This is a genomic window from Tateyamaria omphalii (assembly GCF_001969365.1).
In the GTDB taxonomy this organism is placed as follows: Bacteria; Pseudomonadota; Alphaproteobacteria; order Rhodobacterales; family Rhodobacteraceae; genus Tateyamaria; species Tateyamaria omphalii_A.
On sequence record NZ_CP019312.1, the window covers coordinates 219,592 to 245,168 of the forward strand.

Genomic DNA, 25,577 nt, shown 5'->3' on the forward strand with positions numbered 1-25,577 from the left:
TGAACCATATAAACATGAAAAGGGCCGGATGCGATGACATCCGACCCTCAAATTTCATGCCTGTGGCAGGATTACGCGAGGCTGTCGTCGATGCCCTTGCAGGCCTCCATCAGACCCTGCACCGCTTTGACGGATGTGTCGAACATCTCCTGCTCTTCCTTGTTGAGCTTGATGTTCACGATCCGCTCGATCCCGCCTGCGCCGATCACGGTGGGCACGCCCACATACATACCCTTCAGGCCGAACTCGCCATCACAATGGGCGGCACAGGGCAGAACGCGCTTCTGGTCCTTGAGATAGGCTTCGGCCATCTCGATCCCGGCGGTGGCAGGGGCGTAGAAAGCAGAGCCGGTCTTCAGCAGGCCCACGATCTCGGCACCGCCATCACGGGTGCGCTGCACAATCGCGTCCATCTTTTCCTGCGTGGTCCAGCCCATGGCGATCAGGTCGGGCAGGGGGATGCCTGCAACGGTCGAATAGCGCACCGACGGCACCATCGTGTCGCCGTGACCGCCCAGAACAAAGGCGGTGACGTCCTTCATCGACACGTCGAACTCGTCGGCCAGGAAGTGGCGGAAACGCGCGCTGTCCAGCACACCGGCCATGCCGCAGACCTTGTTCGCGGGCAGGCCCGAAAACTTCTGCAACGCCCAGACCATCGCATCGAGCGGGTTGGTGATGCAGATGACAAACGCGTCGGGGGCGTTGGCGGCAATGCCTTCGCCCACGGATTTCATGACCTTGAGGTTGATGCCCAAGAGGTCATCGCGGCTCATGCCCGGCTTGCGCGGCACACCAGCGGTCACGATGCACACATCGGCACCGGCGATGTCCGCATAGGACTGCGTGCCCTTCAGCTTGGCATCGAACCCTTCGGAGGGGCCGGATTCCGCGATGTCGAGGGCTTTGCCTTCGGGGGTGCCTTCGGCGATGTCGAACAGGATCACGTCGCCCAGCTCTTTCAAAGCTGCGAGGTGGGCAAGCGTGCCGCCGATCTGACCGGCGCCGATCAGGGCAATCTTGGGTCTGGCCATGGGTGAAAGTCTCCGCACTTGGGGTTTTAGCTGGCGCGGTGCCTAGCGCGTGACGGGGCGTCGCGCAAGGGCGCTGCACCGCAGCAGAGTAATGCCGCCGCGCTGGCGTTTGACGGGTTTGCAGGCTAAGGCATCGGAAAGAAGCCGTTTTTCGAAGGGCACCGCACCCGTGACGCTTGATCTTTGGTTTTTCGCCATCGCCGCGCCTGCCGTGATCTTTGCCGGGGTGTCCAAGGGCGGTTTCGGATCGGGTGCGGCGTTTGCCGCCGCATCGATTCTGGCGCTGGTGGTCGAGCCGGGGCTGGCGCTGGGGGTGATGCTGCCGCTCCTGATGCTGATCGACCTGGCGACCTTGCGGCCCTATTGGGGCAAATGGAACGCCCGCGCGTCCCTGCTTTTGATCCTCGGGGGTCTGCCCGGTGTCGCGCTGGGCGCGCTGCTGTTCGCGCGTGCGGACGCCGATGTGTTCCGCGTGCTGATCGGCGCCATTTCCATCGGTTTCGTCGCCTGGCAGATCGCGCAATCGCGTGGCTGGATCCGCGCCTCGCAGGTGGCGCTGTCCAAGGGGGTGGGCGCGTTTGCAGGCGTCGTGGCAGGCTTCACCAGTTTCGTCAGCCACGCAGGTGGCCCACCCGCTGCCGTCTATCTTTTGTCGCTGAAACTGACCAAGACCGAATACCAGGCCAGCACCGTCCTGACCTTCTGGGCGATCAACATCGCCAAATTCGTGCCCTATGCCTTTCTGGGCATGTTCACGACGCAGACGACGGTCGCCAATCTGGCCCTCGCCCCGTTTGCGCTGCTGGGTGCGTGGCTGGGGGTCAAGGCGCACCACATGGTGCCTGAAAAACTGTTCTTCCGCCTCACCTATGTGTTGCTGGTCGTGACAGGCACGAAACTGATCTGGGACGGGCTGACATGACAACCCGTCCCTTGACGGTCAGGGACGCGGAACGGGCGCTGGTGCTCTATCAGCATCTTGTCGGTGACGGTCCGGTCGCGTCGGCGGATGCGTTCGCCCGCGTGGTTGATCATCCCGGAACATCTGTCATCGGTGCCTTCGCCGATGACAGCCTGGTCGCCATGGCCACCCTCCATGTCCTGCCGAACATGACCCAAGGCGGCAGGCCGTATGCGCTGGTCGAAAACGTTGTCACACACCGGAACCATCGCGGCACCGGGCAGGGACGGCGGGTCATGCAGGCCGTGATCGACGCCGCGTGGGATGCGGAGTGCTACAAGATCATGCTCCTGACCGGGCAGACGGCAGAGGCGCGGGGCTTCTATGAAACGCTTGGCTTCGGCGCGGAGGAGAAATGGGGCATGACCATCCGCCGGGCGCCGGTGCGGGGCTGACAGAGGCGGATCAGGATCCGCCTTACGATCCAGCGACACCCCCAAAGAAAAAGGCGCCCGATCGAGCGCCCTTTGCCGTATATTCCAATCGTCAGGCGCACGTGTCGTCCGCCTGCCGCTCATGCGTCGCTGCCTTTCGCCGGCAGCGCTTCGGCCAGCGCCTCGAACGCCTGACCGCTGGCCACAAGGCAGGTCACGCCGTTGGGCGTGGTCACCGTGATCGTCCACGTCCCGCTCTCGTCCGAGGCAAACACCTCGATCACCGAATTGTTGGCGCCCAGACCCATGGACTGGCGCGTCTCGCCATACCCTTCGGCCAACCGGCTCACCACGATATCGCGCGGCCCGCAATTGCGCGCCTGCTGCTGCGCCTGCGCCGCATTCACCATCGCCGCGAGCGCCAGAACACCCGCTGTCATCACATTCATAATCCGTGTCATCACGTTCAGCCTTTCACAATGGAAGGCGTCACCTCTGGTCATCTGGCCCAGCCGGAACTCCGGCGATGACCGGGCGGCCCCGGTTCAAACCCGATCCATTGCGCGTTCCGTGAAGTGTTCGGCGGCCCTGCCGAAACGGCCCTCCCCGCGTGGTCGGAGTGGGGCCAGAGTGCAAACTGAGACTTGAATAATGGTTAACGCACCGTGCGCGGGTCGTGAAAATTTGATGAAAGGCTGCTGAATCCGACCAAAGTCGGCACGACTTTTCTGCGACGCAGCAAAATAGCGCTTGAACTATCTGGCAAAAAATGGCCCTTTCCGCGCAACTTTATGACTTGCAAGGATCGCACGCCATGGCCCTCGACCGTCCCCTCCGCTCCGTTCTGTATATCCCCGGCTCAAAACCACGGGCGCTGGACAAGGCGCGCGGGTTGCCGGTTGATGCTGTTATATTTGACTTGGAAGACGCCGTATCGCTTGAGGAAAAGGAAAGCGCCCGCGCCACGCTGGCCGACGCGCTGGCCGAGGGTGGGTACGGCCCCCGACTGAAAATCGTGCGCATCAACGGGTTCGACACGGAATGGGGGCGGGACGACGCGCAGGCGGCCAAGGATATGGGCGCCGATGCGATCCTGTTGCCCAAGGTGAACAGCCCCGCCGATCTGGACGCGCTGGCCGAGATCACGGGCGACACGCCGCTCTGGGCGATGATGGAAACACCATTGGGGATGATCAACGCGCCTGCCATCGCCGCGCACGCCAAGCTGCAAGGCATGGTGATGGGCACCAATGATCTGGCCAAGGAACTGCAAACCCGCTTCCGCCCCGACCGCCTGCCGCTGCAAACGGGCCTCGGGCTTTGCCTGCTCGCGGCCAAGGCGCATGGCTGCGCGATCGTGGACGGTGTCTATAACGCGTTCAAGGACGAAGACGGCTTGAAGATCGAATGCGACCAGGGCCGCGACATGGGCTTTGACGGCAAGACACTGATCCACCCCGCTCAGGTGGACATCGCCAACGCCGCCTTCTCCCCCTCCGAGGACGAGATCGACCTCGCCCGCCGTCAGATCACTGCCTTCGAAGAGGTCGAGGCCAGTGGGCAGGGCGTTGCCGTTGTCGATGGACGTATCGTCGAGAATCTGCACATCGTCACCGCGCGCGAGACGTTGGCCAAGGCCGACGCCATCGCAGCCATGGCAAAAGGATAGACGATGTATTGGATCATTCTGGTTGCGGGTGTCGCCCTGTGGTGTTCGGCGCATCTGTTCAAACGCGTGGCGCCGGAACGGCGGGCCGCAATGGGCGATCCGGGCAAGGGCGCCGTGGCAATCGGGGTGGTCCTGTCCATCGTTTTGATGGTGATTGGCTACCGCGGCACGGATTTCGTCAACGTCTGGTTCCCGCCCAGTTTCACGGTCCACATCAACAATTTGCTAATGCTCATCGCCATATACCTGCTCAGCCCTGCGCCCAAGCGCGGCAAGCTGGTGTCGGGCATGCGGCACCCGATGCTGACCGGCTTTTCGCTCTGGGCCATCGCGCACCTTCTGGTGAACGGCGATCTGGCCTCGATCATCCTGTTCGGCGGTCTGCTGGTCTGGGCCATCGCAACGGCACGCATCATCAACACCGCCGAACCAAATTGGCAGCGCGGACCCGAAGGGACGCTGGCCAAGGATGCCATGTTCTTGGCGGGCTCCGTCATCCTGCTTGGTGTGATCGGCTGGATCCACAACTGGCTGGGCGTCTGGCCGTTCCCGGGATAAGCCCATGAAACTCTACCGTTTTCTGTCCGAAGAGGACACATCCGCCTTTTGCCACAAGGTGACGGCGGCGCTGAACGCGGGCTGGGAATTGCACGGCTCGCCCACGCAAACCTGGGACCATGCCGCAGGCCTCATGCGCTGCGGGCAGGCGGTCACAAAGGATGTGCCGGGGGACTACACCCCGGAGACAAAAATAGGAGAGCAGTGATGGCCAAGACCAATGCAGGCCGGTTTTTCGAAGATTACAGCGTCGGCGATACGCTGACCCACGCCGTGCCCCGCACGGTGGGGGCAGGGGAGCGCGCGCTCTATCACGCGCTTTACCCGGCCCGCCACGCGCTTTATTCGTCAGATACCTTTGCACAGGCCAGCGGACTGGCTGCGTCGCCGCTGGATGACATGATCGCGTTCCACACCGTCTTTGGCAAAACCGTGCCGGACGTGTCGCTGAATGCCGTGGCAAACCTGGGCTACGCCGAAGGGCGCTGGCTGAAACCGGTCTGGCCCGGCGACACGCTGACGTCGGCCTCCGAGGTGATCGGGGTCAAGCAGAACTCGAACGGCAAATCCGGCGTGGTCTATGTGCGCACGACCGGGCGGAACCAGCAGGGCGAGGCGGTTCTGGACTATGTCCGCTGGGTCATGGTGCGCAAAGGGAACCTGGATGCGCCCGCGCCCGAGACCGTGATCCCGGACTTGGCAAAAGTTGTCCCGGCGGGGACACTCGCGATACCCGAGGGCCTGACCTTCCAAAACTACGACTTCGACCAAGCGGGCGAGCCACACCGCTGGGGCGATTACGAGATCGGGGAACAGATCAACCACGTCGATGGCGTCACGATCGAAGAGGCCGAGCACATGATGGCCACGCGGCTCTGGCAGAACACGGCCAAGGTGCATTTCGACACGTCGGCCCGGCCCGACGGGACACGGCTGATCTATGGCGGGCATGTGATTTCCATGGCGCGGGCGCTCTCTTTCAACGGGCTGGCCAATGCGCAGATGGTGGTGGGCCTGAACGCAGGCGCCCATGCCAATCCGTGCCTTGCGGGGGATACGGTGCGGGCGTGGTCCGAGGTGCTGGACAAGGCCGAAACCTCTGCCCCCGGCGTGGGCGCGATCCGACTGCGGCTGGTGGCGACCAAGGGCGGCGCGCCGTTCAAGTTGCGCGGTGAAGATGGCAAATACTTGCCAGAGGTCTTGCTTGACTTGGATTACTGGGCCTTGATGCCAATCTAAAGGACGACGGGCGACGCGCGTCTTGCGACGACGCCCCACCCGCCATCCCGCATGGTGCAAGGAGCGCGCTGATGTTGCGATATGTTCTGCCCTTCCTGATGCTTGCCGGTCCGGCGGTCGCCAATGACGAGCGCGAAGCCTTTGTCGAGGCGAACCTGCTGGGCATCTTCTATCACGAACTGGGCCACGCGCTGATCGACATTCTCGCGCTGCCGGTCTTCGGACAGGAGGAGGATGCCGCTGACGTCGCCTCCGTCCTCCTGATCGACGGTTTCTACGAAGAGGACGCCGCCCAGGCGCTCGCCTATGACACGGCCTTCGGCTTTCTGGCCGAAGCGGATTTCGCAGGCGACGTCACCTATTGGGACGTGCATGGCCCGGACGAGCAGCGTTTCTACAACACGGTGTGCCTCTTCTACGGCGGCAATCCCGACGCGCGCGAGGACTTTGCCATCGACCTCGGCCTGCCCGAAGAGCGCGCGGAAACCTGCCCCGAGGAGTTTCAACTGGCGCTCGACAGCTGGGGCCCCGCCTTTGACGAGATCACCGGCCGCGGCAACTCGATCCTGTTTGAGGACGGCGGGCACAACCTGCTCACGACCGACGTGATGGCCGCCGAAGTCGCCGCGCTGAACGACGACTTCGACCTGCCCGTACCGCTGATCGTCCGGGTCGAAGCCTGCGGCGAGGCCAACGCGTTCTACGACCTCGGCACAACCGAGATCATCATGTGCACGGAGTTCGAGGACCATCTGCGCGCGCTCTACGATCAGTTCGAGTGACGGAACATTTGTGAGGTGCGTTTGCGCATGGCGCGGGCTAGGCTTTGCGCATGTGGCGCGCATGTCTCCTCTTTCTGCTGGCAAGCACACCGGTCCAAGCCTGCCAGCTTGCACTGCTTCTGGCCGTGGACGTGTCCGGGTCAGTGGATCGCGACGAATACCGCATTCAGATGGACGGGCTGGCCCACGCCCTGCGCGACGGCATCGTCGCCGACGCCCTGATCGAACAGGAAGCACAGGTCGCGCTGGTGCAGTGGACCGGTGCAACGCGCCAACGCCAGACGGTGCCCTGGACGCAGATCGGCACCTACGGCGATGTATCGGCACTCGCCGAGCGGATCGAAAACGACCCGCGGATCTGGCGCAACTACTCAACAGCGATCGGAGAGGCGCTTGCCGTGTCGTATGCAGCCTTTGCACAGGTTGCGCATTGCACGCGCAAGGTCATCGACGTATCCGGCGACGGTGTGTCGAACGAAGGCATGGAACCGGCGGGCCAGCGCACCGCGTTGAATGCCGCCGACATCACGGTAAATGCCATCGCCATCGAAACCGACGATACGGACCTGACGGCCTATTTCTTTGAAAATGTGATCACCGGGCCGGGCGCCTTCGTGGTGACAGCGCAGGGATTCGAGGACTATCCCGAACAAATCAAACGAAAGTTGCAGCGCGAGACGATCCGACAGGTGACTTATTTTGCAGACTAGGCGAACTTGTGATCACACGTATTTCAAGCGTGATCACGTTTGAGCAGAATCCTGCAAATGCGCCAAAAAACCGCGCCACTTCGCGGGCTGCAGCGCGTGACTCACGCGCAAAAAGGAGTATCAAGAGGCAGCCGAGGATAAAGGAAGCAACATGGCCGACGTCAATCGGGGCAATCGCCCGCTCTCGCCACACATCCAGATCTACCGCCCGCAATGGACGTCGATCTCTTCCATCATGGTCCGGATCACCGGCATCGGCTGTCTGCTGGCCTCTGTGCTGGTCGTGTCCTGGCTGCTCGCCGCCGCCTCGTCCGAGGCCGCATTCACCGCCATCGACGGGCTCTTTCGCAGCATTCTGGGCACCCTGATCCTGGTCCTCGCGATGTGGGGCATCTTCTACCACATGCTGGGTCGGCTGCGGCACGTGCTGTGGGACTTTGGCTATCTCGTGCAGGTGCCCGTGTCCGAGGATATGGCCAAGGGCATGTTCATCGGCGCCACGCTGCTCACCATATTTGTTCTGGTCGTGGTCTAAGGAGGGATCGACATGCGCTTTCTAACAGACCGCAAACGCGCCACCGGCCTCGGGTCAGGCCGCGAGGGCACGCACCACCACTGGCAGATGATGGTCAGCTCGATCCTTTTGGTGCCGCTGGTGCCAATCCTCGTTATCCTGTTCGGCGCTGCGCTGGGCGGCACCCATGCCGAGGTGCTGGCCTTCTTCAGCCGTCCGATCCCGGCCATCCTGATGGCCCTGTCGCTGATTGTCGTCGTGCAGCACCTGATGCGCGAGGCCCACGCCGCGATCGAGGATTACATCCATGGCACTGCGGGCAAGTTGACCCTGATCGCAACCACCGCATTTGCCTACACCATGATCGCGGCAGGCTTGTTCGCGATCGCGCGCATCGCGCTTTAGAACTGACCAGCAGCGCCTCGCCAGCGCCGCTTTGAACCAACAGGAGGCCGAAATGGCTGCATATGATTACGAGACGCATGAATATGACGTCGTGGTCGTCGGTGCCGGGGGCGCGGGACTGCGCGCCACGCTGGGCATGGCGGAACAGGGGCTGCGCACCGCCTGCGTGACCAAGGTGTTCCCGACCCGCTCGCACACCGTCGCGGCACAGGGCGGCATCGCCGCATCGCTGTCCAACATGGGCCCCGACAACTGGCAGTGGCACATGTACGACACGGTCAAGGGCTCCGACTGGCTCGGCGACACGGACGCGATGGAATACCTCGCACGCGAAGCGCCCAAGGCGGTCTATGAACTTGAACACTACGGCGTCCCCTTCTCGCGCACCGAAGAGGGCAAGATCTACCAACGCCCCTTCGGCGGCCACACCACCGAATTTGGTGAAGGTCCCCCCGTGCAGCGTACCTGTGCCGCCGCCGACCGGACCGGCCACGCGATCCTGCATACGCTCTATGGCCAGTCGCTCAAGAACAACGCGGAATTCTACATCGAATACTTCGCCATCGACCTGATCATGTCCGATGACGGCGTGTGTCAGGGCGTGCTGTGCTGGAAGCTGGATGACGGCACCATGCACCTCTTTGCGGCCAAGATGGTCGTGCTGGCGACCGGCGGCTATGGCCGCGCCTATTTCTCGGCCACATCCGCCCACACCTGCACCGGCGACGGTGGCGGCATGACGGCGCGGGCCGGTCTGCCCTTGCAGGACATGGAATTCGTGCAATTCCACCCCACCGGCATCTACGGCTCGGGCTGCCTGATCACCGAAGGGGCGCGGGGCGAAGGCGGCTACCTCACCAATTCCGAGGGCGAGCGGTTCATGGAACGCTACGCGCCGACCTACAAGGACCTCGCCAGCCGCGACGTGGTCAGCCGCTGCATGACCATGGAAATCCGCGAAGGGCGCGGCGTGGGCGCCGATGGTGATCACATTCACCTGCACCTCAACCACCTGCCGCCCGAAACGCTGGCCGAACGGCTGCCGGGCATCTCGGAAAGCGCGCGTATCTTCGCAGGCGTCGACCTGACCAAGGAACCGATCCCGGTCCTGCCCACGGTGCACTACAACATGGGCGGTATCCCCACGAACTACTGGGGCGAGGTGCTGGCCCCGACCAAGGACAACCCCGACAACGTCTCGCCCGGCCTGATGGCCGTGGGCGAAGCGGGCTGCGCGTCGGTCCACGGGGCCAACCGTTTGGGGTCCAACTCGCTCATCGACCTCGTGGTGTTTGGCCGCGCGGCGGCCATCCGGGCCAAGGATGTGGTGGACGCGGCAGCGCCCGTACCCACACCCAGCAAACGCTCGATCGAGGCCGCGTTCAGCCGCTTCGACGGTCTGCGCTATGCCAAGGGCCACGTGCCAACGGCCGAGCTGCGTCTGGAAATGCAGCGCACCATGCAGCAGGACGCCGCCGTCTTCCGCACCGACAAGACACTGGCCGAGGGCGAGGAAAAGATGAAGGACGTCGCCGCCAAGCAAAGCGATTTGCAGGTGACCGATACATCGCTCGTCTGGAACTCCGACCTGATGGAGACGCTGGAGCTGACCAACCTCATGCCCAACGCGGTTGCCACGATCACGGCAGCCGCCGCGCGCAAGGAAAGCCGTGGTGCCCACGCGCACGAGGACTACCCCAACCGCGATGATGAGACCTGGCGCAAGCACTCCCTCGTCTGGTTCAAGGGCAACGAGGCGTCGCTTGGCTTCCGCGGCGTGCACCTGCAACCGCTCACCAGCCACAATGACGGCGGGATCGACCTCAAGAAAATCGCGCCGAAAGCGCGGGTGTACTAAAGCCCGCATGGATCAGGCAGTGCACAGCACGGATGATGCAGGGCTCGTCCCCGGACGTGTGCTGCGCATCTACGGCATGCGGCGGTCGGGCAACCACGCGCTGATCAACTGGATCATGCGCAACGCGCCCGGCGGCAATGGCCTGTTCCTAAACGACTGCCGCCACGGGGGCGATCCGGTCCTGACCTGCAGCAGCCTGTCGTTGTTCGAAAGCGGGACAGAGACGGGGCAGGGCGGCAAGTGGAAGCGGATCGACCGCGCCGGAGCCAAGCCTTTCACCGCGATCTCCTACGAAGACCGTGTGCCGCCCGCGGCCCCCAAACGGCTCTTCGCGGCGGCTGAGACGCTGGTGATCATCTACCGCAGCTTCCTGCACTGGACGGCCTCCCTGCTGCGCAAGATTCAGGGCAACGTGGGCTTCGGCCCGCTTGACCGGAACCGGATCATGGGCCGCGCCCTCAGCACCTATTCCGACATGCTGGACCGGATGCAGCACGATGATGTCGTGCCGCTGTGCTATGACAATTGGACCGCCGATGAACGCTACCGCAAAGAAGCGCTCGCCCGGCTTGACCTGCCCGGTTGTGACCTGTCACTGGGTGGCGTGCAGCGTTTTGGGGGCGGGTCATCGTTTCAGGACGCAACCGAAGCGTCCGACCTGCAAACCGACCAACGCAGCGCCCAGATGGCCGAGGATCACGAATACCGGATGCTGCTCTGGACTGCCGCGCGGGACGACAGCTTTATGACGAAACTCGCGCATCACTTCCCCGGCGATGCAAAGCGGCTCGAACAATTGCGCCGCACGGCCAGCGCACAGGTGGTGCTGCCATGATCCGCGCCACCGCCCTCATCGCCGCGCTCACGCTCACCGCCTGCGCCGAAACCACGCAAGCGGTGGACAACGTCGCGCGCCGCAGCGCCAAGGCGGCGGTGGCCGAAACCCTCGTCACCCGCTTTCCATCGGTGCCACAACAGGCCGTGACCCCTTCACCGACTGCGTGATCGACAATGCCTCGGCCCGCGAGATCGGCGAATTTGCCAAGGACGCCGTCATCGGCGTCTCCGAAACAACCGCTGCCCTCGTGCGTTCCGTGCTCGAGCGGCCAGCCACACAACAGTGCATCGTCGGGGCGGGCCTCTCCGTCCTGACCGCGTGAAAGGAGAACCGCAATGGTCCAACTGACGCTTCCCAAGAACTCCCGCATGACCACGGGCAAGACGTGGCCCAAACCCGAAGGCGCCACCAACCTGCGCAAGTTCAGCATCTACCGCTGGAACCCGGATGACGGCAAAAACCCGTCGGTCGACACCTATTTCGTCGACCTCGACGATTGCGGCCCGATGATGCTGGACGCGCTGATCTACATCAAGAACAAGATCGACCCGACGCTCACCTTCCGCCGCTCCTGCCGCGAAGGCATCTGTGGCTCCTGTGCCATGAACATCGACGGCATCAACACGCTCGCCTGCATCTACGGCATGGACGAGGTGAAGGGCGACGTGAAAATCTATCCCCTGCCGCACATGCCGGTGGTCAAGGACCTGATCCCCGACCTCACGCACTTCTACGCCCAGCACGCCAGCATCATGCCGTGGCTGGAAACCAAAACGAACCGCCCCGCGAAAGAGTGGAGGCAAAGCATCGAAGACCGCAAGAAGCTCGATGGCTTGTATGAATGCGTCATGTGCGCCTCCTGCTCGACCTCCTGCCCCAGCTACTGGTGGAACGGCGACCGCTACCTCGGGCCAGCAGCACTCCTGCACGCCTACCGCTGGATCATCGACAGCCGGGATGAGGCAACGGGCGAGCGTCTGGACGATCTCGAAGATCCGTTCAAGCTCTACCGCTGCCACACGATCATGAACTGCGCCAAGACCTGCCCCAAGGGCCTGAACCCGGCCGAAGCCATCGCCAACATCAAGAAGATGATGGTCGAACGCACCGTCTGATCGCGCTTGCACCCCTCCGGCCGCAGCGGCACAGTGCCGTGACGCGACCAGGAGGGGAAAGTGGCCGACATAGAATTTCTCTGCCCGCCGGACCTGGCGGGCAAGATCCCCGAACCCGCACCCGCCGCGCGGTTCCTGCCGGACTGGTTCCGCAATCTCGACCGCGACATGGGGATGAAAGACGCCCACGGGCTGCCCGGCCTGACCGTGCGCGCCTGCCTGCCGGTTGCTGATGTCATGGCGCAAGGCTGGATCATCCCCACGCCCTACGATATCTGGACCACGCCGGATCCCGCCACCGGGGCCATCCAGTTCCACTGGGATGCGGATGCCGCGTTCACTCCCATCGACATGCACCACCCCGGGCAGATCGGCGCACCGAACCCGCCCTTTGAAAACACCATGCCGCTCAAGCTGATGAACCCGTGGCGGGTCAAGCTGTCGCCGGGCTGGTCCGCGACCTTCCTGCACCCGGTCAACCACTTCGAATTGCCGTTCACGGCCTTTGCCGGAACGGTGGACTGCGACGCGCTGGACGTGCCAGTAAACGTGCCGTTCTTCTGGACCGGACGCAGCCCGGACATTCGCCTGCCCGCCGGGTCGCCCATGGTGCAGGTCATCCCCTTCGAACGCCGCGCCCAGATGCGCGCCGCGACCATCCGGGCCGAGACCGAAGACGAGGCCGCAACACGCGCCGCAACGCTCAATCGCAAACATACAGAGGAATCCGTGTACGCCCGCGAATGGCGGCGGCGGCACGACCGGACCCGCAGCTAGGCGACAAATCGCGCCTATTGTGCTACGCTCCCCACGCAGGTGGAGCGTGAATATGCCAGACATCACCATCTTGATCGGCAGCACCAAGGGGGCGTTTCTGCTCCATGGCAACAGTGCCCGCGACACATGGCGGCTGACCGGCCCGCATTGCAATGGCTGGCCCATCAACCACGCAATCGGTGATCCGGCCACCGACACCCTCTGGGCCGGGGGTGGCAATGCCTTCAACGGCGCAGGGATCTGGCGCTCGACCGATATGGGCGCGACATGGACGCTCGCCAAGCTGTCCAAGGGCGAGATGGACGATTGGGCCGCAAACGATCCCGACATGGCGGCCTTCTTCGACTGGGAACCCACCGACACGGCCTTCGACGGCGATGTGACGGCAATCTGGTCGCTGTCCCTGGCGCACGGTCGCCTGATGGCCGGCGGCAACCCCGGCAGGCTCTATGACAGCACCGATGGCGGCGAAAGCTGGACGCGCAACGACGCGCTCAGCGATCACGACACCCGCGACACCTGGAACCCGGGCGGGGCAGGGCTGGTCCTGCACACGATCGTCCGCGACCCGAATGACCCTGCCAAGGCATGGGTCGGCATTTCTGCCGCCGGTGTCTTCGCCACCGAAGATGGCGGCATAACCTGGGACCGGCGCAATCGCCTCTCCAACGCCGAAAGCTGCGCCCACCACATGCACCCCGCCGCCCCCCGTGACGGAGAGACGGGGCATTGCGTCCACAACATGGTCCGCGCCAGCAGCGACGTGCTGTACCAGCAGAACCACCACGGCGTCTGGCGGTCCTCGGATGACGGGCGCAGTTGGGACGACATCACCGATGGCCTGCCTTCAACCTTCGGTTTTCCCATTGCGGTCAACCCGCATGACCCGAACATGATCTGGACGCTCCCCCTGAATGGCGACAGCGCGGGGCGCTATCCGCCCGATGCCAGCGCCGCCGTCTGGCGGTCTGACGATGGCGGGCACAGCTGGTCCGACAAACGCAGCGGACTGCCGCAAAACACATGTTTCTTCACCGTGCTTCGGCAGGCCATGGCGACCGACCAAAGGCCAGAGGCGGGCGTTTACTTTGGCACGAACTCCGGGTCGGTCTTTGCCTCGCGTGACGCGGGCGAAACATGGGACGAGATTGCCCGCCACCTGCCCACCATCCTGTCGGTCGAAGTCATGGACCGCGGCTGAGGCTTGCACCCGCCCGCGCGCCAGCTACGGTGCAGGGCATGACCGATGCACCCGACCACGCCGCCGCCCACCGCGCCCTGCCGCCGGTGATCTGCTATCCGACAGACACCCTGCCACAGCCGGACATGGCCACCTATGCCGCCGCCCGCGATGGCATGACCAAGCTGTCCGAAGTGATCGCGCCCCCGCGCGAGGCGGCGACGTTCGAGGTGCCCGCAGGCCACATCTTCCGCATCTCCTCCATTGAGGGACCGCAGGTCGGCGACCTCAATCTCTGGAATGCCAATGATCTCAGCGAACGGTTCTACTCCGGCAAGACCCGCGCGCTGCATGGGACACACGTGAACACCGGCGACAGGCTGTGGAGCAGCTTTCCCACCCTGCGCCCGATGGCGACCATCATCCACGACACGCTCGGCTGGTACGGCATCGACGATTTCGGCGGTGGCGTGCATGACGTGATCGGGACGCGGTGCGACCCCTACACGGGCAACCTTTTGCAGGGCGGGCACTACCACCACTGCTGCCACTCGAACCTGACCCGCGCGCTCGCAGATCATGCGGGCCTGCCGCTGGCCGAGGCCGAAGGGCATGTGCACGATGTCCTCAACGTGTTCATGTGCACCGGCTTCACCCGCGACACCGGCCAATACTTCATGAAAGCCTCACCCGTCCGCCCCGGCGATTACATCGACTTTCTGGCAGAGATCGACCTTCTCGGCGCACTCAGTGCCTGCCCGGGCGGCGATTGCGGGTCGGAACACAGCTCGGACGTGGCGCCGTGCCATCCGCTGAAGATCGAGGTCTTCGCCCCGGCCCCCGGCACGCTGGACGGCTGGCAAAGCCCACCACCCAACGGCTACGACCGCAGCCACGGGCGGTGATGCAGCGCCACGATCCACCCTCCCTGTTTCAGAACCCCCCGCCGGAGGCTCCCGCCATCGCAAGACGCGGCGACGATGGTCTAACGGTTTGTCAATCCGATACAGGCACCCTTCGGCAGCCCTGAAGATCAACGGGAAGATCAATAAAGGGTAAACGTACCGCACGGGTTCGGTGCACGGGCGGTGCACAGGTTGTGTACGGACAGTGCACGCAGTGTGCACGCCAATGTATTACTTTAAGGCATTGATTTTAAACAGAAAAACTCAGGAAAACGCCGCCTCCAGCGCAATCTCCACCATATCCCCGAACGTGCGCTCGCGGTCCTCGGATGGCAACGCCTCACCGGTTTGCAGATGATCGCTCACCGTCAGCACCGCCAGCGCCCGGCGCCCGTGCCGTGCCGCCAGCGTGTACAGCTCCGCCGCCTCCATCTCGACCCCCAGAATACCGTGCCGCACCATCTGCTCATCCAGATCCGCCCGTTCGGCATAGAACACGTCCGAAGAGTAGATCCCACCGACATGCGTCGTGGTCCCCTTGGCCTCCGCCGCCTTCACCGCCGCGGCCAGCAGCCCGTAATCTGCACAGGGCGCATAGTTGATTTCCTTGAAAAAACTGGACGACGGCGACGTGATCGTCGTGGCCGTCATCGCGATGATCACATCGCGAATACCCACATGCGCCTGCATCCCGCCGCAGGATCCGATCCGGATCAGCGTCTGCGCCCCATAGGTCGAGATCAGCTCATTGGCATAGATCGACAGGGACGGCATGCCCATGCCCGATCCCTGAATGGTGACCCGGTTGCCCTTCCACGTACCGGTAAACCCAAGCATGCCCCGGACCTCGTTGACCAGTTCGGCCCCGTCCAGAAACGTCTCCGCCGCCCATTTGGCGCGATAAGGATCGCCCGGCATCAAAACGGTCTCGGCAATCTGGCCCTCGGCGGCACCGATGTGAACGGTCATGGTCAACTCCTTATTCTGAAACAGGACGCCCGCTTAACGCTTTTTCAGGAAAAGGAGAACAGCATGTCGGCCAAATCGCGAAACGAAAACCGGAATGGACGTCAAAACAACCGTGACATGATGCGTGCCTGACCAAAAGATCGCGCGCACGACAGCCTCAAAGCGCCGCGTTCACTACGAAACACCTAGTGACGAAAGGAACGTCTATGCGGCACCAATGCGGACTTAACGATACGGCATGAAACCGCCGGACGTGTCCGTATGCTGCAATTGAATCGCGCCCCTCAAAACTTGGGGGCACGATTCACGAGGGTGCGCGACCCTGCCTAGATTTCCAGGCTTTCCGGCGCGGCACCCGCCTCAACCGCTGCTTTGAACCAATTCGGTTGCCGGCCTTTGCCGGTCCAGGTTTGCGTCGGGTTTTCCGGGTTCATGTATTTGGGTTCTGCGCTGGATGCTTTTGCACCACCGCGGCCACCCTTTTTGCCGGTCAGTTCGTCGAGTGAAAAGCCAAACTCTGCCGCTGCCTTTTGTGCCGCAGCAAGGGCGTCTTGCTTTTCCGACTTTCGCTTTTGCACAATCGCCTCGTCGACATCAGCACGCAACGCTTCCAGCTCTTTTCGGCTCATTTTGTCGAGTTTTATTGCCATTTGTTTTTCCCAGTCTTTGTGTAAGTAACAGCCCTATTCTGAAAAACCCGCCAACTATCAATAGGCTGCGTGTACGTTTTTTGTGTCAGCGGCGGTAATCTGCTCGTTATGCGCGTTTCTTTCGACCGTCGGTGGAAGGCGAAATTGATTTTTATCAAGTTCCCTCTGTGGTTGCATGTTCTGTCTAAACTGGGATTCCCGTGTCCAAAACACAAGGGCAGTGGCAGGCCCGGGTCGCGCAAAAAAAGAGCCGCCCAATGGACGGCTCCGTTCGATTGCAGAATGCTGTCGGTACGCGTGCCTATTCCGCGGCGACAGCCTGCGGATCGGCGAGCGTGACGATATCCATCATGATGGTGTTCAACTCAAAATCCTTGGGCGTATAGACGCGAGCGACGCCCATGGCCCGCAGCCTGTCCGCGTCATCATCGGGAATGATACCGCCCACGATCACCGGCACGTGGCTCAAACCTTCGGCCTGCATGCGCTGCATCAGATCCTCGACCAGGGGGATGTGGCTGCCCGACAGGATCGACAGGCCAACCACATGCGCTTCGTCCTCGCGCGCGGCGGCCACGATCTCTTCGGGTGTCAGGCGGATGCCCTCATAGGCGATCTCCATCCCGCAGTCGCGCGCGCGCACGGCAATTTGCTCGGCGCCATTCGAATGGCCGTCAAGCCCCGGTTTGCCCACAAGGAATTTCAAACGGCGGCCCAGCCGGTCGCTGACGGCGTCCACCGCATCGCGCAAATCATCCAGGCCCTCGGTCATGTTCGACCGGCCCGACGATACACCCGTGGGCCCGCGATACTCGCCATGCACCGCACGCATCTGTGCGGCCCATTCGCCGGTCGTCACACCCGCCCTGGCACATACGATCGACGCTGGCATGACGTTCTCGCCAGCCTCCGCCGCCGCACGCAGATCGGCCAGCGCAGACGCAACGGCAGCCGCATCACGGTCGGCCCGCCAGGCATTCAACCGATCAATCTGTTCCTGCTCCACGGCGGGATCGACCACCATGATGCCACCATCGCCGGTCATCAGGGGCGACGCTTCGCCTGCCTGATATTTGTTCACGCCGACCACGACCGTTTCGCCCTTTTCAATCCGGTTCAGGCGCTCGGCATTGGATTGCACCAATTGCGCCTTCATATAATCAATGGCCGCAATGGCCCCACCCATGGCGTCCAGGTTTTCCAACTCGTGCCGCGCACCGGCTTTGAGGTCCTCGACCTTGGCGTCGACCGCCGGATTTCCGTCGAACAAATCGTCATATTCCAGAAGGTCGGTTTCAAACGCCATGATCTGCTGCATCCGCATAGACCATTGCTGATCCCATGGACGCGGCAGGCCAAGCGCCTCGTTCCACGCGGGCAATTGCACGGCCCGCGCGCGCGCTTTCTTGGACAGCGTCACAGCCAGCATTTCAATGAGAATACGGTAGACGTTGTTTTCGGGCTGCTGTTCCGTCAGGCCCAGCGAATTGACCTGCACGCCATAGCGGAAGCGGCGGAATTTCGGATCGCTCACGCCATAGCGCGTCTCGCAAATCTCGTCCCACAGATCGACAAAGGCGCGCATCTTGCACATTTCGGTGACAAATCGAATGCCCGCATTCACGAAAAAGGAAATACGTCCCACGACGGCCGGAAAATCCGCAGGATCAATGCGCGGTTTCAATTCGTCCAGAACGGCTGTGGCCGTCGCCAATGCAAATGCCAATTCCTGCTCCGGCGTCGCGCCCGCTTCCTGCAGATGGTAGGAACACACGTTCATCGGGTTCCATTTCGGCACGGTCGTATAGCAATATTCGGCCACGTCCGCGATCATCTTCAGCGACGGTTTCGGCGGGCAGATATAGGTGCCCCGGCTCAGGTATTCCTTGATCAGGTCGTTCTGAACAGTGCCCTGCAACTTGGACACATCCGCGCCCTGTTCCTCGGCCACTGCGATGTACAGCGACAAAAGCCAGGGGGCCGTCGCATTGATCGTCATCGACGTGTTCATCTGTTCTAAAGGAATATCTGAGAAAAGCGTGCGCATATCGCCCAGATGCGCGACGGGCACGCCGACCTTTCCGACTTCACCGCGTGCCAGAATGTGATCGCTGTCATACCCGGTCTGCGTGGGCAGGTCGAACGCAACGGACAGGCCCGTCTGACCCTTGGCCAGGTTCGACCGGTACAGCGCATTTGATGCGGCAGCGGTCGAATGGCCCGCATAGGTGCGGATCAACCAGGGGCGGTCTTTCTGTGCAGGCTGCGACATGGGCAATCTCCTGTGAATCGGGCGGGTAACAAAATTTCGTCTGATGGGAGGTATAGGTAATTATGTGGCGCAGTCAATCCGCTGCGTTGCGGCATTTCCGGCGCTGCGGCCAGACTGCGACGACACACATCAACCATCCCAAAACGCCGATGCTATGGGCCGACAGGGTCATTGGCCCGGTGAAGGTCAGCAGCGCGAGCACGTCTTCGGGCGGGGGCGGCGCCTGGATCACCGATTGCGCGGGCAACCCGTCAAAGATCATGCGGTAGTACATGTAATACCCTTGGGGCGAGGCCCAGACAAAGGTGATGAACGCGACCAGCCAAACCGGGATGCGGATGATCAGCGGGCGCAACTGCACCAGAACCCACGTCAGACCAAGCGCAAGCAGGGCAAAGACAAGCGACACGCCAACAAGGCCAATCTGACCCCACAGGGTCAGGGTATGGAATGAATCCCCCTCATACATGCCGCCACTTTCGGTGCCGCAGCAGGGAAAGACCAGCCCATTTCCCTTGCCCCTGTCCCATTGCCCTGCAAGGGTTCGCGCGATGATGACAACCGTTGAACTCCCCCTTTGGCTCTTTGTGCTGATCGTGCTGTTCGCGGCTGTGACCTTTGCCTCGCACTTCCTGTTCCCCTCCGTCCGCTGGTTCTTTCGGCGCAGGCTGGAACGGGCGGTGGCACAACTGAACGAACGCCTGACCCGGCCCATCGAGCCGTTCAAGCTGGCGCGGCGGCACGACATGATCCAGCGCCTGATCTACGACCCCGAAGTGTCCGAGGCCATTATCGCACATGCCAATGAAAACGATGTCCCGGAAAACGTGGCCTTCGAAAAGGCGCGACGCTATGCGCGTGAAATCGTGCCCAGCTTCTCCGCCTTCGCCTATTTCAGCTTCGGCGCCCGCGTCGCACGGTGGCTGGCCACCGCACTCTATGATGTGCGCACCGGGCTCAACAACGATCAGCAGATTCAAAGCGCGGATTCCGAGGCCACCGTCGTGTTCGTCATGAACCACCGCAGCAACATGGACTATGTCCTTGTCACGTACCTCGCCGCGCAGGCCTCCGCCCTCAGCTATGCCGTGGGGGAGTGGGCGCGGGTCTGGCCGCTGTCCCGCCTGATCAAGTCGATGGGCGCCTATTTCATCCGGCGCAAATCCCGCGGCGCGCTCTACCGCGCGGTTCTGGCGCGCTATGTTCGCATGGCGACCCAGGGTGGGGTGACGCAGGCCATCTTCCCCGAAGGCGGGCTGAGTGTGAACGGCCGCCTCATGCCGCTGAAAAAGGGGCTCCTGTCCTACGTGGTGGACGGGTCCGAACCGCACAAGCGCGACGTCGTCTTTGTCCCCGTCGCCATCAATTACGACCGCGTGCTCGAGGACCGCGTGCTGATCGCGGCCGACAAGCGCGGCGACCGGCGGTTCGGTGTCAGCATCACGGTGGTCATGGCCGCCATCCTGCGCCTGCTGTGGCAATGGGTGACCCGCCGCTATCGCAAGTTCGGCACGGCGTCGGTTGTGTTCGGCCCGCCCGTGTCGTTGGCGGCCCTTGGCGATGATGTCGAACTGGACGATCTGGCCCAGACATTGCGCGACCGTATCCAGGACGTGATGCCCGTCCCCTTTGTGCCGCTGCTGTGCCGGTTGTTCCTGATGTCCCCCGATCCAATCGCGGAACATGACATGATGCACGAGGTGAAGGCCGCTGTGCCCTCGACCCGCGGCACAAGGCCCGCCTTGATCGACGCAGATCTGAACACCCGGATCACTCGGGCCCTCACGGATATGGAGCAGCGCGGAATGCTGCGCCGGTCCCCGGACGGATGGACCATGGAACAGAACGAAACGGCGCTGTTCCGCTTTTACGCGAATTCCATCGGCGATCTATATCCCGACAGCGTCACCATCGGCGATGCTGCGCGCGCAAAGTCATAAAATTACAAAATCGCCAAAGCATGGGTTGCTTTATTGCGTGGCGGGCCATATTGAACCGGAACGCAGTCGATTCTGCGCTGCGGCACAGAATTCTCAACCCGGAGGCTGATATGGCACTCGACACCAGCATCGCGTCCTACGACGCACCTGAAAAAGACCTCTACGAGATGGGTGAAATCCCGCCCATGGGGTATGTCCCGAAACAGATGTACGCATGGGCGATCCGCCGCGAACGTCATGGTGAACCGGACACGGCCATGCAGCTGGAAGTGGTCGATGTACCCACGCTCGACAGCCACGAGGTGCTGGTGCTCGTCATGGCCGCCGGTGTGAACTACAACGGCGTCTGGGCGTCGCTTGGTCAGCCGATCTCGCCCTTCGACGGGCATGGCCAGCCATTCCACATCGCAGGTTCCGACGCGTCGGGCATTGTGTGGGCCGTGGGTGACAAGGTGAAACGCTGGAAGGTTGGCGACGAGGTGGTGATCCACTGCAACCAGGACGACGGCGATGATGAGCACTGCAACGGCGGCGATCCGATGTATTCGGACAGCCAACGCATCTGGGGGTATGAGACACCTGACGGCTCCTTTGCACAGTTCACCAATGTGCAGGCGCAACAGCTCATGCCGCGCCCCAAGCACCTGACATGGGAAGAAAGCGCCTGCTACACGCTGACGCTGGCCACGGCGTACCGTATGCTCTTCGGTCACGAGCCACATGACCTGAAGCCCGGACAGAACGTTCTGGTCTGGGGGGCGTCGGGCGGTCTGGGCTCCTACGCGATCCAGTTGATCAACACGGCGGGTGCCAACGCCATCGGCGTCATCTCGGACGAGACCAAGCGTGACTTCGTGATGGACCTGGGTGCAAAGGGCGTCATCAACCGCAAGGACTTCAACTGCTGGGGTCAACTGCCGACGGTCAACACGCCCGAATACGGCACATGGCTGAAAGAGGCGCGCAAGTTCGGCAAGGCGATCTGGGACATCACCGGCAAGGGCGTCAACGTGGACATGGTGTTCGAGCACCCGGGCGAAAGCACATTCCCGGTGTCGTCGCTGGTCTGCAAAAAGGGCGGCATGGTCGTGATCTGCGCGGGCACCACCGGCTTCAACTGTACCTTTGACGTCCGCTACATGTGGATGCACCAGAAGCGTCTGCAGGGCAGCCATTTTGCCCATCTCAAGCAGGCTGCCGCCGCCAACAACCTGATGGTCGAGCGTCGCCTTGATCCCTGCATGTCCGAAGTGTTTGCCTGGGATGACCTGCGCGAGGCGCACATGAAAATGCTGCGCAACGAACACAAGCCCGGCAACATGTCGGTGCTGGTGCAGGCGCCCAAGACGGGCCTGCGCACGCTTGAGGATGCGCTGGACGCGCGCCGTTAACGTCTCACACGCTTTAGCAGAGTATAAATGCCCGCGAATCACCTCTGGGTTTCGCGGGCATTTTCGTGTTCTGAACCAGCCGCAACGGGATCAATGGCTTACAAATTACCGCCTCACTATTTCTGGGGAGTAGAAATACGTGAATTTTCAGGCGGAGTTAACACATGCTATAGTTGTGTTAACTATTCATTAACCACTCGAGAGTGAGTCTGACCATGAGAAGTGACTGGATACTGGACGTTCTTACGGACCTGAAGACCTTTGCCCGCGCCAACGACATGCCCGCCCTAGCCGAGCAGTTGGACGACACCGCAATCGTCGCGATGGCCGAGATCGCCGCCATGAAGGAAACCAAAGATGGTCAGCGTCACGACGGCGAGGCAGCCGTTGGAACCTATTTTGGAGGATTTGGAACAAGCTGACGGGCTCGCCGCCCTCCAGTCGGCATCCGAAGAAATACGCGACCATTATGGCGTCGATCACGTGGTGTATCACTGGGTCGATTCCGCCGGGGATCAATACGGTTGCGGCACATATTCGGATGTCTGGCGGGACCGGTATCTTGAGCAGAATTATCTGCGGGTGGATCCGGTTATCCTGGGGTGTTTTCAACGGTTTCACCCGGTCGACTGGAAGCGGCTCGATTGGAGCAGCAAACCCGCCCGCGCGTTCCAGGCCGAAGCCATCGCTCACGGGGTCGGGAACCAGGGGTTTTCCGTTCCGATCCGGGGACCGAACGGACAGTTCGCGCTCTTTACGGTCAGCCACTCATGCGACGACGACACGTGGGCCGCATGGACGGACGCGCACCGCCGCGACCTGATCCTGATCGCGCACACGTTCAACGAAAAGGCGCTTGAATTCGAACCAGACCGGGCGCCCGAACAGTCCCAGGCCCTCAGCCCGCGCGAGGTTGATGCGATGACCTTTCTGGCCATGGGATACAGCCGCGCGCAGGTCGCCGACACGTTGTCGATCTCGGAACACACGCTGCGCGTCTACATCGAAAGCGCCCGGTTCAAGCTGGGCGCGATGAACACGACACATGCCGTTGCCCGGGCCATGAGCAGGGGTTTGATCGTGGTGTAACATCGCCCGTTGCTCACGCGCACAACTCTACGCTCGGGTGTATGTACAGACGTTAACGCACGTATCGGTAGTCTTTTGGTCATACCTGCCCCGGTCTGACAAGGAGAACCCCCGATGCTGCGCTACGTTTACGCCTCCGATCTATGCGATCACCCCAAACTTGCCCGCACCATGTTCCGCGACCGCGCGGACCAGTTCAAGACCCGCCTCGGCTGGGACGTGCATGTGGACAAGGACGGATATGAGCGTGACGAATACGACGACCTGAACCCGCTCTATGTCATCTGGGAAGAACCTGATGGCTCCCACGGCGGCTCCATGCGCTTCTTGCCCACGACAGGCCGCACCATGGTGAACGAGCATTTTGGTGACCTGATCTCAGGCCCGATCACCAGCCCCGTCATCTGGGAATGCACCCGCTTTTGCCTGACCCGCGGCGCAGGCAGCCACGTGGCGGCGGCCCTGATGCTGGGCGGGGGCGAGATCATGCAGAACTTCGGGATCGAGCATTTCGTGGGTGTGTTCGACGCGCGCATGGTCCGCATCTACCGCATGATCGGCTCATCGCCCGACGTGCTGGGCAGCGCAGGCACGGGGCGCGACCGCATCAGCGTTGGCCTGTGGCATTTCGACGAGGCCGCCGCCGCAGCCGTGGGCGACCGCGCAGGCGTCCCGATGGAACGCTCGCGCCAGTGGTTCGACCTTGCCTTTGGCACCGCATCGCGCCGGGAACTCGCCCGCACGGCCTGATCCCGCTGGCACCTGCCGCGCCCCGGATATAGGGTCGCGGCATGTCCACCGCCCTTGCCCTTTCCGACGACCAGGCGTCCGCCTTTGACACCGTGACCGAGATGCTGCGGGGCGCAGGGATTGACCTGGATGACGCGCTGTTGATGCCGCCGAAATCCTCGGCCACAAGCGTCATGGCAATCACGGGCAAAGCCGGGTCGGGCAAGACGCTCCTGCTCTCGGAACTCTACAAGGCGCTCGAAGCGGCAGGGGTCGAGGTCGTGTCGGGCGACTACGAATCCCGCAGACGCAAAGACCGCCGCACGCTGGCCATCCTGGCACCCACAAACAAGGCGGCCAGCGTTTTGCGCTTTCGCGGCGTGCCTGCCACGACGATCCACCGCATCCTCTACACGCCCGTCTATGACCCCGAATACGAACGCATCGCGGAATGGCTGGCCGGCAATGGCGACCGGCCCGAGGTCGAGGGGCTGACGGACGAGGCGCTCGACCGCGCCCACGCCTTCTACCAGACCAACAAGTCGATCCCCGGCGCACTGGCCGCCGCCGGTCTGCGCGGCAGCGACTTCATCACCGGCTGGAAACGGCGCGAGGAACCGCTCGACATCGGTTTCATCGACGAAGCCTCCATGCTCGACGACAAGCAGTTCGAGGACCTGAAGGACATCTTCCCGACGCTCCTCCTATTCGGCGACCCGGCACAGCTTGCCCCGGTGAACCAGTCCGGCACCATGGTATTTGACAAGCTGCCGGAAAAGCGGGTGATGAACCTCGGCCGCATCCACCGGCAGGCGGCGGACAACCCGATCCTGGACCTTGCCCACGCGCTCGCCGACCCGCAGGTCGACTTCTACCGCTTCGAAAAGATGGTTGAGGAGGCGGCGACCAAGGACGAGCGGGTTGTCTGGGGCCAACGGGTGGAGGTGGACCTGATGGCCCGCAGCCCCGTCCTTGTCTGGCGCAACGCCACGCGCATCCGGCTGATCAACGCCTTCCGCGCCGTCTACGAAGCACCAGATGACCGGCTGATCGAAGGCGAACCGCTGATCTGCGACGGGCTGGAATTACCCTTGAAACACCGCAAGAAGCGGCTCGATCTTGAAGCGCGCGGGCTGATCAAGGGCGCGCAAGTTGTCTATCTGGGCGAGGGGCGCAAGCCCGGTTTCTCACGGCTGCATGTGATCGGAGCCGAGGACCCGCAGGTCTCTGCCGCCTCCATCGTGAAGATAGAAAAACCCGATGAGGAAGAGCCGTTTATCCCCTACGCGGCGCGTATGGGCGCGACATTTCTCCACGGTGCTGCGGTAACGATCCACAAGGCGCAAGGCAGCCAGTGGAATACGGTGCAGGTCTTTGCCCCCGACCTCTATGTTGCGGCAAAAATGAACCGGACCGAGGCGGGGCAACCGCTGTGGAAACGCCTCGCTTATGTCGCCATCACGCGCGCGCAGGATCGGCTGATCTGGGTGGTGCGCAACCGGTTGTCGAAACCAACAGGACCCCTGCGCGTGGACGATCTACGCAGCGTGCCCGCCGCAACGCTTACTCTGGCCCCCGAAGACCCTGTGTAGGTGTAGGGTGCGCATTCAGTGCGCAC

The 25,577-nt window shown here is 62.7% G+C and carries 30 protein-coding genes; 24 read left to right on the plus strand and 6 right to left on the minus strand.

The features are described 5' to 3' along the window. Positions 1-71: 71 nt before the first annotated feature. Positions 72-1,034, minus strand: a complete 963-nt coding sequence (mdh, locus tag BWR18_RS01005; protein WP_076626302.1) for a malate dehydrogenase — start codon at positions 1,032-1,034, stop codon at positions 72-74. Positions 1,035-1,203: 169 nt separating this feature from the next. Here mdh and BWR18_RS01010 point away from each other — a divergent pair, with 169 nt between their 5' ends. After that, entirely contained in the window at positions 1,204-1,956 is a 753-nt protein-coding gene (locus tag BWR18_RS01010) for a sulfite exporter TauE/SafE family protein (RefSeq protein WP_076626304.1), read from the plus strand. Beyond that, positions 1,953-2,390, plus strand: coding sequence for a GNAT family N-acetyltransferase (locus tag BWR18_RS01015; protein ID WP_076626306.1), 438 nt, complete (start codon positions 1,953-1,955; stop codon positions 2,388-2,390). Before BWR18_RS01010 ends, BWR18_RS01015 begins: the two co-directional genes overlap by 4 nt. Positions 2,391-2,509: 119 nt before the next feature. On the opposite strand, the gene BWR18_RS01020 is transcribed toward BWR18_RS01015, so the two are convergent. After that, positions 2,510-2,830, minus strand: a complete 321-nt coding sequence (locus BWR18_RS01020; protein ID WP_076626307.1) for a hypothetical protein — start codon at positions 2,828-2,830, stop codon at positions 2,510-2,512. Positions 2,831-3,183: 353 nt separating this feature from the next. Between BWR18_RS01020 and BWR18_RS01025 the strand changes: the two genes are divergently transcribed. The 16 genes from BWR18_RS01025 to BWR18_RS01095 all read left to right on the plus strand — a co-directional run bounded on the left by BWR18_RS01025 (position 3,184) and on the right by BWR18_RS01095 (position 14,919). Next, on the plus strand, positions 3,184-4,038 hold the full coding sequence (locus BWR18_RS01025) for an HpcH/HpaI aldolase/citrate lyase family protein (protein WP_076630037.1): 855 nt from the start codon (positions 3,184-3,186) through the stop codon (positions 4,036-4,038). A 3-nt stretch (positions 4,039-4,041) separates the two neighbouring features. Next, on the plus strand, positions 4,042-4,596 hold the full coding sequence (locus BWR18_RS01030) for an NnrU family protein (protein WP_076626308.1): 555 nt from the start codon (positions 4,042-4,044) through the stop codon (positions 4,594-4,596). 4 nt (positions 4,597-4,600) lie between these two features. Continuing rightward, the gene (locus BWR18_RS01035) at positions 4,601-4,804 is read left to right on the plus strand and encodes a DUF1737 domain-containing protein (protein WP_076626309.1); all 204 of its coding nucleotides are present in this window, start codon (positions 4,601-4,603) and stop codon (positions 4,802-4,804) included. Next, positions 4,804-5,835: a MaoC family dehydratase gene (locus tag BWR18_RS01040; RefSeq protein ID WP_076626310.1), complete on the plus strand. Its 1,032-nt coding sequence runs from the start codon at positions 4,804-4,806 to the stop codon at positions 5,833-5,835. The genes BWR18_RS01035 and BWR18_RS01040 overlap by 1 nt, the downstream gene beginning before the upstream one ends. Positions 5,836-5,906: 71 nt before the next feature. After that, on the plus strand, positions 5,907-6,617 hold the full coding sequence (locus BWR18_RS01045) for a DUF4344 domain-containing metallopeptidase (protein WP_076626311.1): 711 nt from the start codon (positions 5,907-5,909) through the stop codon (positions 6,615-6,617). 50 nt (positions 6,618-6,667) lie between these two features. After that, a complete protein-coding gene (locus tag BWR18_RS01050) occupies positions 6,668-7,327 on the plus strand; it encodes a DUF1194 domain-containing protein (RefSeq protein ID WP_076626312.1) in 660 nt (219 codons plus the stop codon). A 151-nt stretch (positions 7,328-7,478) separates the two neighbouring features. Beyond that, positions 7,479-7,862 (plus strand): succinate dehydrogenase, cytochrome b556 subunit, encoded by a 384-nt coding sequence (sdhC, locus tag BWR18_RS01055; RefSeq protein ID WP_076626313.1) that lies wholly within the window; start codon positions 7,479-7,481, stop codon positions 7,860-7,862. 12 nt (positions 7,863-7,874) lie between these two features. Continuing rightward, positions 7,875-8,246, plus strand: coding sequence for a succinate dehydrogenase, hydrophobic membrane anchor protein (gene sdhD / locus BWR18_RS01060; protein ID WP_076626314.1), 372 nt, complete (start codon positions 7,875-7,877; stop codon positions 8,244-8,246). A 52-nt stretch (positions 8,247-8,298) separates the two neighbouring features. Beyond that, entirely contained in the window at positions 8,299-10,104 is a 1,806-nt protein-coding gene (sdhA, locus tag BWR18_RS01065) for a succinate dehydrogenase flavoprotein subunit (protein WP_076626315.1), read from the plus strand. A gap of 7 nt (positions 10,105-10,111) precedes the next feature. Next, positions 10,112-10,939: a hypothetical protein gene (locus BWR18_RS01070; protein ID WP_076626316.1), complete on the plus strand. Its 828-nt coding sequence runs from the start codon at positions 10,112-10,114 to the stop codon at positions 10,937-10,939. Beyond that, on the plus strand, positions 10,936-11,109 hold the full coding sequence (locus BWR18_RS21985) for a hypothetical protein (RefSeq protein ID WP_254684909.1): 174 nt from the start codon (positions 10,936-10,938) through the stop codon (positions 11,107-11,109). The genes BWR18_RS01070 and BWR18_RS21985 overlap by 4 nt, the downstream gene beginning before the upstream one ends. Beyond that, positions 11,106-11,264 (plus strand): hypothetical protein, encoded by a 159-nt coding sequence (locus BWR18_RS21990; RefSeq protein WP_254684910.1) that lies wholly within the window; start codon positions 11,106-11,108, stop codon positions 11,262-11,264. Before BWR18_RS21985 ends, BWR18_RS21990 begins: the two co-directional genes overlap by 4 nt. A gap of 13 nt (positions 11,265-11,277) precedes the next feature. After that, on the plus strand, positions 11,278-12,057 hold the full coding sequence (locus BWR18_RS01080; RefSeq protein ID WP_076626317.1) for a succinate dehydrogenase iron-sulfur subunit: 780 nt from the start codon (positions 11,278-11,280) through the stop codon (positions 12,055-12,057). A gap of 60 nt (positions 12,058-12,117) precedes the next feature. Beyond that, the gene (locus BWR18_RS01085) at positions 12,118-12,834 is read left to right on the plus strand and encodes a hypothetical protein (protein WP_076626318.1); all 717 of its coding nucleotides are present in this window, start codon (positions 12,118-12,120) and stop codon (positions 12,832-12,834) included. A 52-nt stretch (positions 12,835-12,886) separates the two neighbouring features. Continuing rightward, positions 12,887-14,035, plus strand: coding sequence for a WD40/YVTN/BNR-like repeat-containing protein (locus BWR18_RS01090; protein ID WP_076626319.1), 1,149 nt, complete (start codon positions 12,887-12,889; stop codon positions 14,033-14,035). Positions 14,036-14,073: 38 nt separating this feature from the next. Continuing rightward, positions 14,074-14,919 (plus strand): urea carboxylase-associated family protein, encoded by an 846-nt coding sequence (locus BWR18_RS01095; RefSeq protein ID WP_076626320.1) that lies wholly within the window; start codon positions 14,074-14,076, stop codon positions 14,917-14,919. A gap of 264 nt (positions 14,920-15,183) precedes the next feature. Here the strand turns inward: BWR18_RS01095 and deoD are convergent, their stop codons facing one another. From deoD to BWR18_RS01115, 4 genes are all read right to left on the minus strand, one after another. Then, entirely contained in the window at positions 15,184-15,888 is a 705-nt protein-coding gene (deoD, locus tag BWR18_RS01100) for a purine-nucleoside phosphorylase (protein WP_076626321.1), read from the minus strand. Positions 15,889-16,214: 326 nt separating this feature from the next. Next, positions 16,215-16,517, minus strand: a complete 303-nt coding sequence (locus BWR18_RS01105) for an H-NS histone family protein (RefSeq protein ID WP_368073631.1) — start codon at positions 16,515-16,517, stop codon at positions 16,215-16,217. A gap of 322 nt (positions 16,518-16,839) precedes the next feature. After that, complete coding sequence (locus BWR18_RS01110; RefSeq protein ID WP_076626323.1) at positions 16,840-18,810, minus strand: protein meaA; 1,971 nt, start codon at positions 18,808-18,810, stop codon at positions 16,840-16,842. 73 nt (positions 18,811-18,883) lie between these two features. Continuing rightward, complete coding sequence (locus BWR18_RS01115; protein ID WP_076626324.1) at positions 18,884-19,279, minus strand: hypothetical protein; 396 nt, start codon at positions 19,277-19,279, stop codon at positions 18,884-18,886. Positions 19,280-19,361: 82 nt separating this feature from the next. Between BWR18_RS01115 and BWR18_RS01120 the strand changes: the two genes are divergently transcribed. The 6 genes from BWR18_RS01120 (at position 19,362) to BWR18_RS01145 (ending at position 25,551) form a co-directional block, all read left to right on the plus strand. Beyond that, positions 19,362-20,750 carry a 1-acyl-sn-glycerol-3-phosphate acyltransferase gene (locus BWR18_RS01120; protein WP_076626325.1) on the plus strand — a complete coding sequence of 463 codons (1,389 nt, stop codon included), beginning with the start codon at positions 19,362-19,364 and terminating at the stop codon, positions 20,748-20,750. Between the two features lie 110 nt (positions 20,751-20,860). After that, positions 20,861-22,141: a crotonyl-CoA carboxylase/reductase gene (gene ccrA / locus BWR18_RS01125; RefSeq protein ID WP_076626326.1), complete on the plus strand. Its 1,281-nt coding sequence runs from the start codon at positions 20,861-20,863 to the stop codon at positions 22,139-22,141. A 215-nt stretch (positions 22,142-22,356) separates the two neighbouring features. Next, on the plus strand, positions 22,357-22,563 hold the full coding sequence (locus tag BWR18_RS01130) for a hypothetical protein (RefSeq protein ID WP_076626327.1): 207 nt from the start codon (positions 22,357-22,359) through the stop codon (positions 22,561-22,563). Then, a complete protein-coding gene (locus BWR18_RS01135) occupies positions 22,499-23,230 on the plus strand; it encodes a helix-turn-helix transcriptional regulator (protein WP_076626328.1) in 732 nt (243 codons plus the stop codon). Before BWR18_RS01130 ends, BWR18_RS01135 begins: the two co-directional genes overlap by 65 nt. A 114-nt stretch (positions 23,231-23,344) precedes the next feature. Then, a complete protein-coding gene (locus BWR18_RS01140) occupies positions 23,345-23,980 on the plus strand; it encodes an acyl-homoserine-lactone synthase (RefSeq protein ID WP_076626329.1) in 636 nt (211 codons plus the stop codon). Positions 23,981-24,021: 41 nt separating this feature from the next. Further along, positions 24,022-25,551, plus strand: a complete 1,530-nt coding sequence (locus tag BWR18_RS01145) for an ATP-dependent DNA helicase (RefSeq protein WP_076626330.1) — start codon at positions 24,022-24,024, stop codon at positions 25,549-25,551. The last annotated feature ends 26 nt before the right edge of the window (positions 25,552-25,577 follow it).

Bases quoted from the DNA above. Each gene is read 5' to 3' on its own strand.
- sdhD (WP_076626314.1), top strand. From the start codon at position 7,875: ATGCGCTTTCTAACAGACCGCAAACGCGCCACCGGCCTCGGGTCAGGC.
- sdhC (WP_076626313.1), top strand. From the start codon at position 7,479: ATGGCCGACGTCAATCGGGGCAATCGCCCGCTCTCGCCACACATCCAG.
- BWR18_RS01115 (WP_076626324.1), bottom strand. From the start codon at position 19,279: ATGTATGAGGGGGATTCATTCCATACCCTGACCCTGTGGGGTCAGATT.
- BWR18_RS01120 (WP_076626325.1), top strand. From the start codon at position 19,362: ATGATGACAACCGTTGAACTCCCCCTTTGGCTCTTTGTGCTGATCGTG.
- BWR18_RS01130 (WP_076626327.1), top strand. From the start codon at position 22,357: ATGAGAAGTGACTGGATACTGGACGTTCTTACGGACCTGAAGACCTTT.
- BWR18_RS01140 (WP_076626329.1), top strand. From the start codon at position 23,345: ATGCTGCGCTACGTTTACGCCTCCGATCTATGCGATCACCCCAAACTT.
- BWR18_RS01090 (WP_076626319.1), top strand. From the start codon at position 12,887: ATGCCAGACATCACCATCTTGATCGGCAGCACCAAGGGGGCGTTTCTG.
- BWR18_RS01035 (WP_076626309.1), top strand. From the start codon at position 4,601: ATGAAACTCTACCGTTTTCTGTCCGAAGAGGACACATCCGCCTTTTGC.
- BWR18_RS01040 (WP_076626310.1), top strand. From the start codon at position 4,804: ATGGCCAAGACCAATGCAGGCCGGTTTTTCGAAGATTACAGCGTCGGC.
- BWR18_RS21985 (WP_254684909.1), top strand. From the start codon at position 10,936: ATGATCCGCGCCACCGCCCTCATCGCCGCGCTCACGCTCACCGCCTGC.
- deoD (WP_076626321.1), bottom strand. From the start codon at position 15,888: ATGACCGTTCACATCGGTGCCGCCGAGGGCCAGATTGCCGAGACCGTT.
- BWR18_RS01015 (WP_076626306.1), top strand. From the start codon at position 1,953: ATGACAACCCGTCCCTTGACGGTCAGGGACGCGGAACGGGCGCTGGTG.
- BWR18_RS01095 (WP_076626320.1), top strand. From the start codon at position 14,074: ATGACCGATGCACCCGACCACGCCGCCGCCCACCGCGCCCTGCCGCCG.
- mdh (WP_076626302.1), bottom strand. From the start codon at position 1,034: ATGGCCAGACCCAAGATTGCCCTGATCGGCGCCGGTCAGATCGGCGGC.
- BWR18_RS01105 (WP_368073631.1), bottom strand. From the start codon at position 16,517: ATGAGCCGAAAAGAGCTGGAAGCGTTGCGTGCTGATGTCGACGAGGCG.
- BWR18_RS01135 (WP_076626328.1), top strand. From the start codon at position 22,499: ATGGTCAGCGTCACGACGGCGAGGCAGCCGTTGGAACCTATTTTGGAG.
- ccrA (WP_076626326.1), top strand. From the start codon at position 20,861: ATGGCACTCGACACCAGCATCGCGTCCTACGACGCACCTGAAAAAGAC.
- BWR18_RS01025 (WP_076630037.1), top strand. From the start codon at position 3,184: ATGGCCCTCGACCGTCCCCTCCGCTCCGTTCTGTATATCCCCGGCTCA.
- BWR18_RS01045 (WP_076626311.1), top strand. From the start codon at position 5,907: ATGTTGCGATATGTTCTGCCCTTCCTGATGCTTGCCGGTCCGGCGGTC.
- BWR18_RS01070 (WP_076626316.1), top strand. From the start codon at position 10,112: ATGGATCAGGCAGTGCACAGCACGGATGATGCAGGGCTCGTCCCCGGA.
- BWR18_RS01110 (WP_076626323.1), bottom strand. From the start codon at position 18,810: ATGTCGCAGCCTGCACAGAAAGACCGCCCCTGGTTGATCCGCACCTAT.
- BWR18_RS01050 (WP_076626312.1), top strand. From the start codon at position 6,668: ATGTGGCGCGCATGTCTCCTCTTTCTGCTGGCAAGCACACCGGTCCAA.
- sdhA (WP_076626315.1), top strand. From the start codon at position 8,299: ATGGCTGCATATGATTACGAGACGCATGAATATGACGTCGTGGTCGTC.
- BWR18_RS01145 (WP_076626330.1), top strand. From the start codon at position 24,022: ATGTCCACCGCCCTTGCCCTTTCCGACGACCAGGCGTCCGCCTTTGAC.
- BWR18_RS01020 (WP_076626307.1), bottom strand. From the start codon at position 2,830: ATGACACGGATTATGAATGTGATGACAGCGGGTGTTCTGGCGCTCGCG.
- BWR18_RS01080 (WP_076626317.1), top strand. From the start codon at position 11,278: ATGGTCCAACTGACGCTTCCCAAGAACTCCCGCATGACCACGGGCAAG.
- BWR18_RS01030 (WP_076626308.1), top strand. From the start codon at position 4,042: ATGTATTGGATCATTCTGGTTGCGGGTGTCGCCCTGTGGTGTTCGGCG.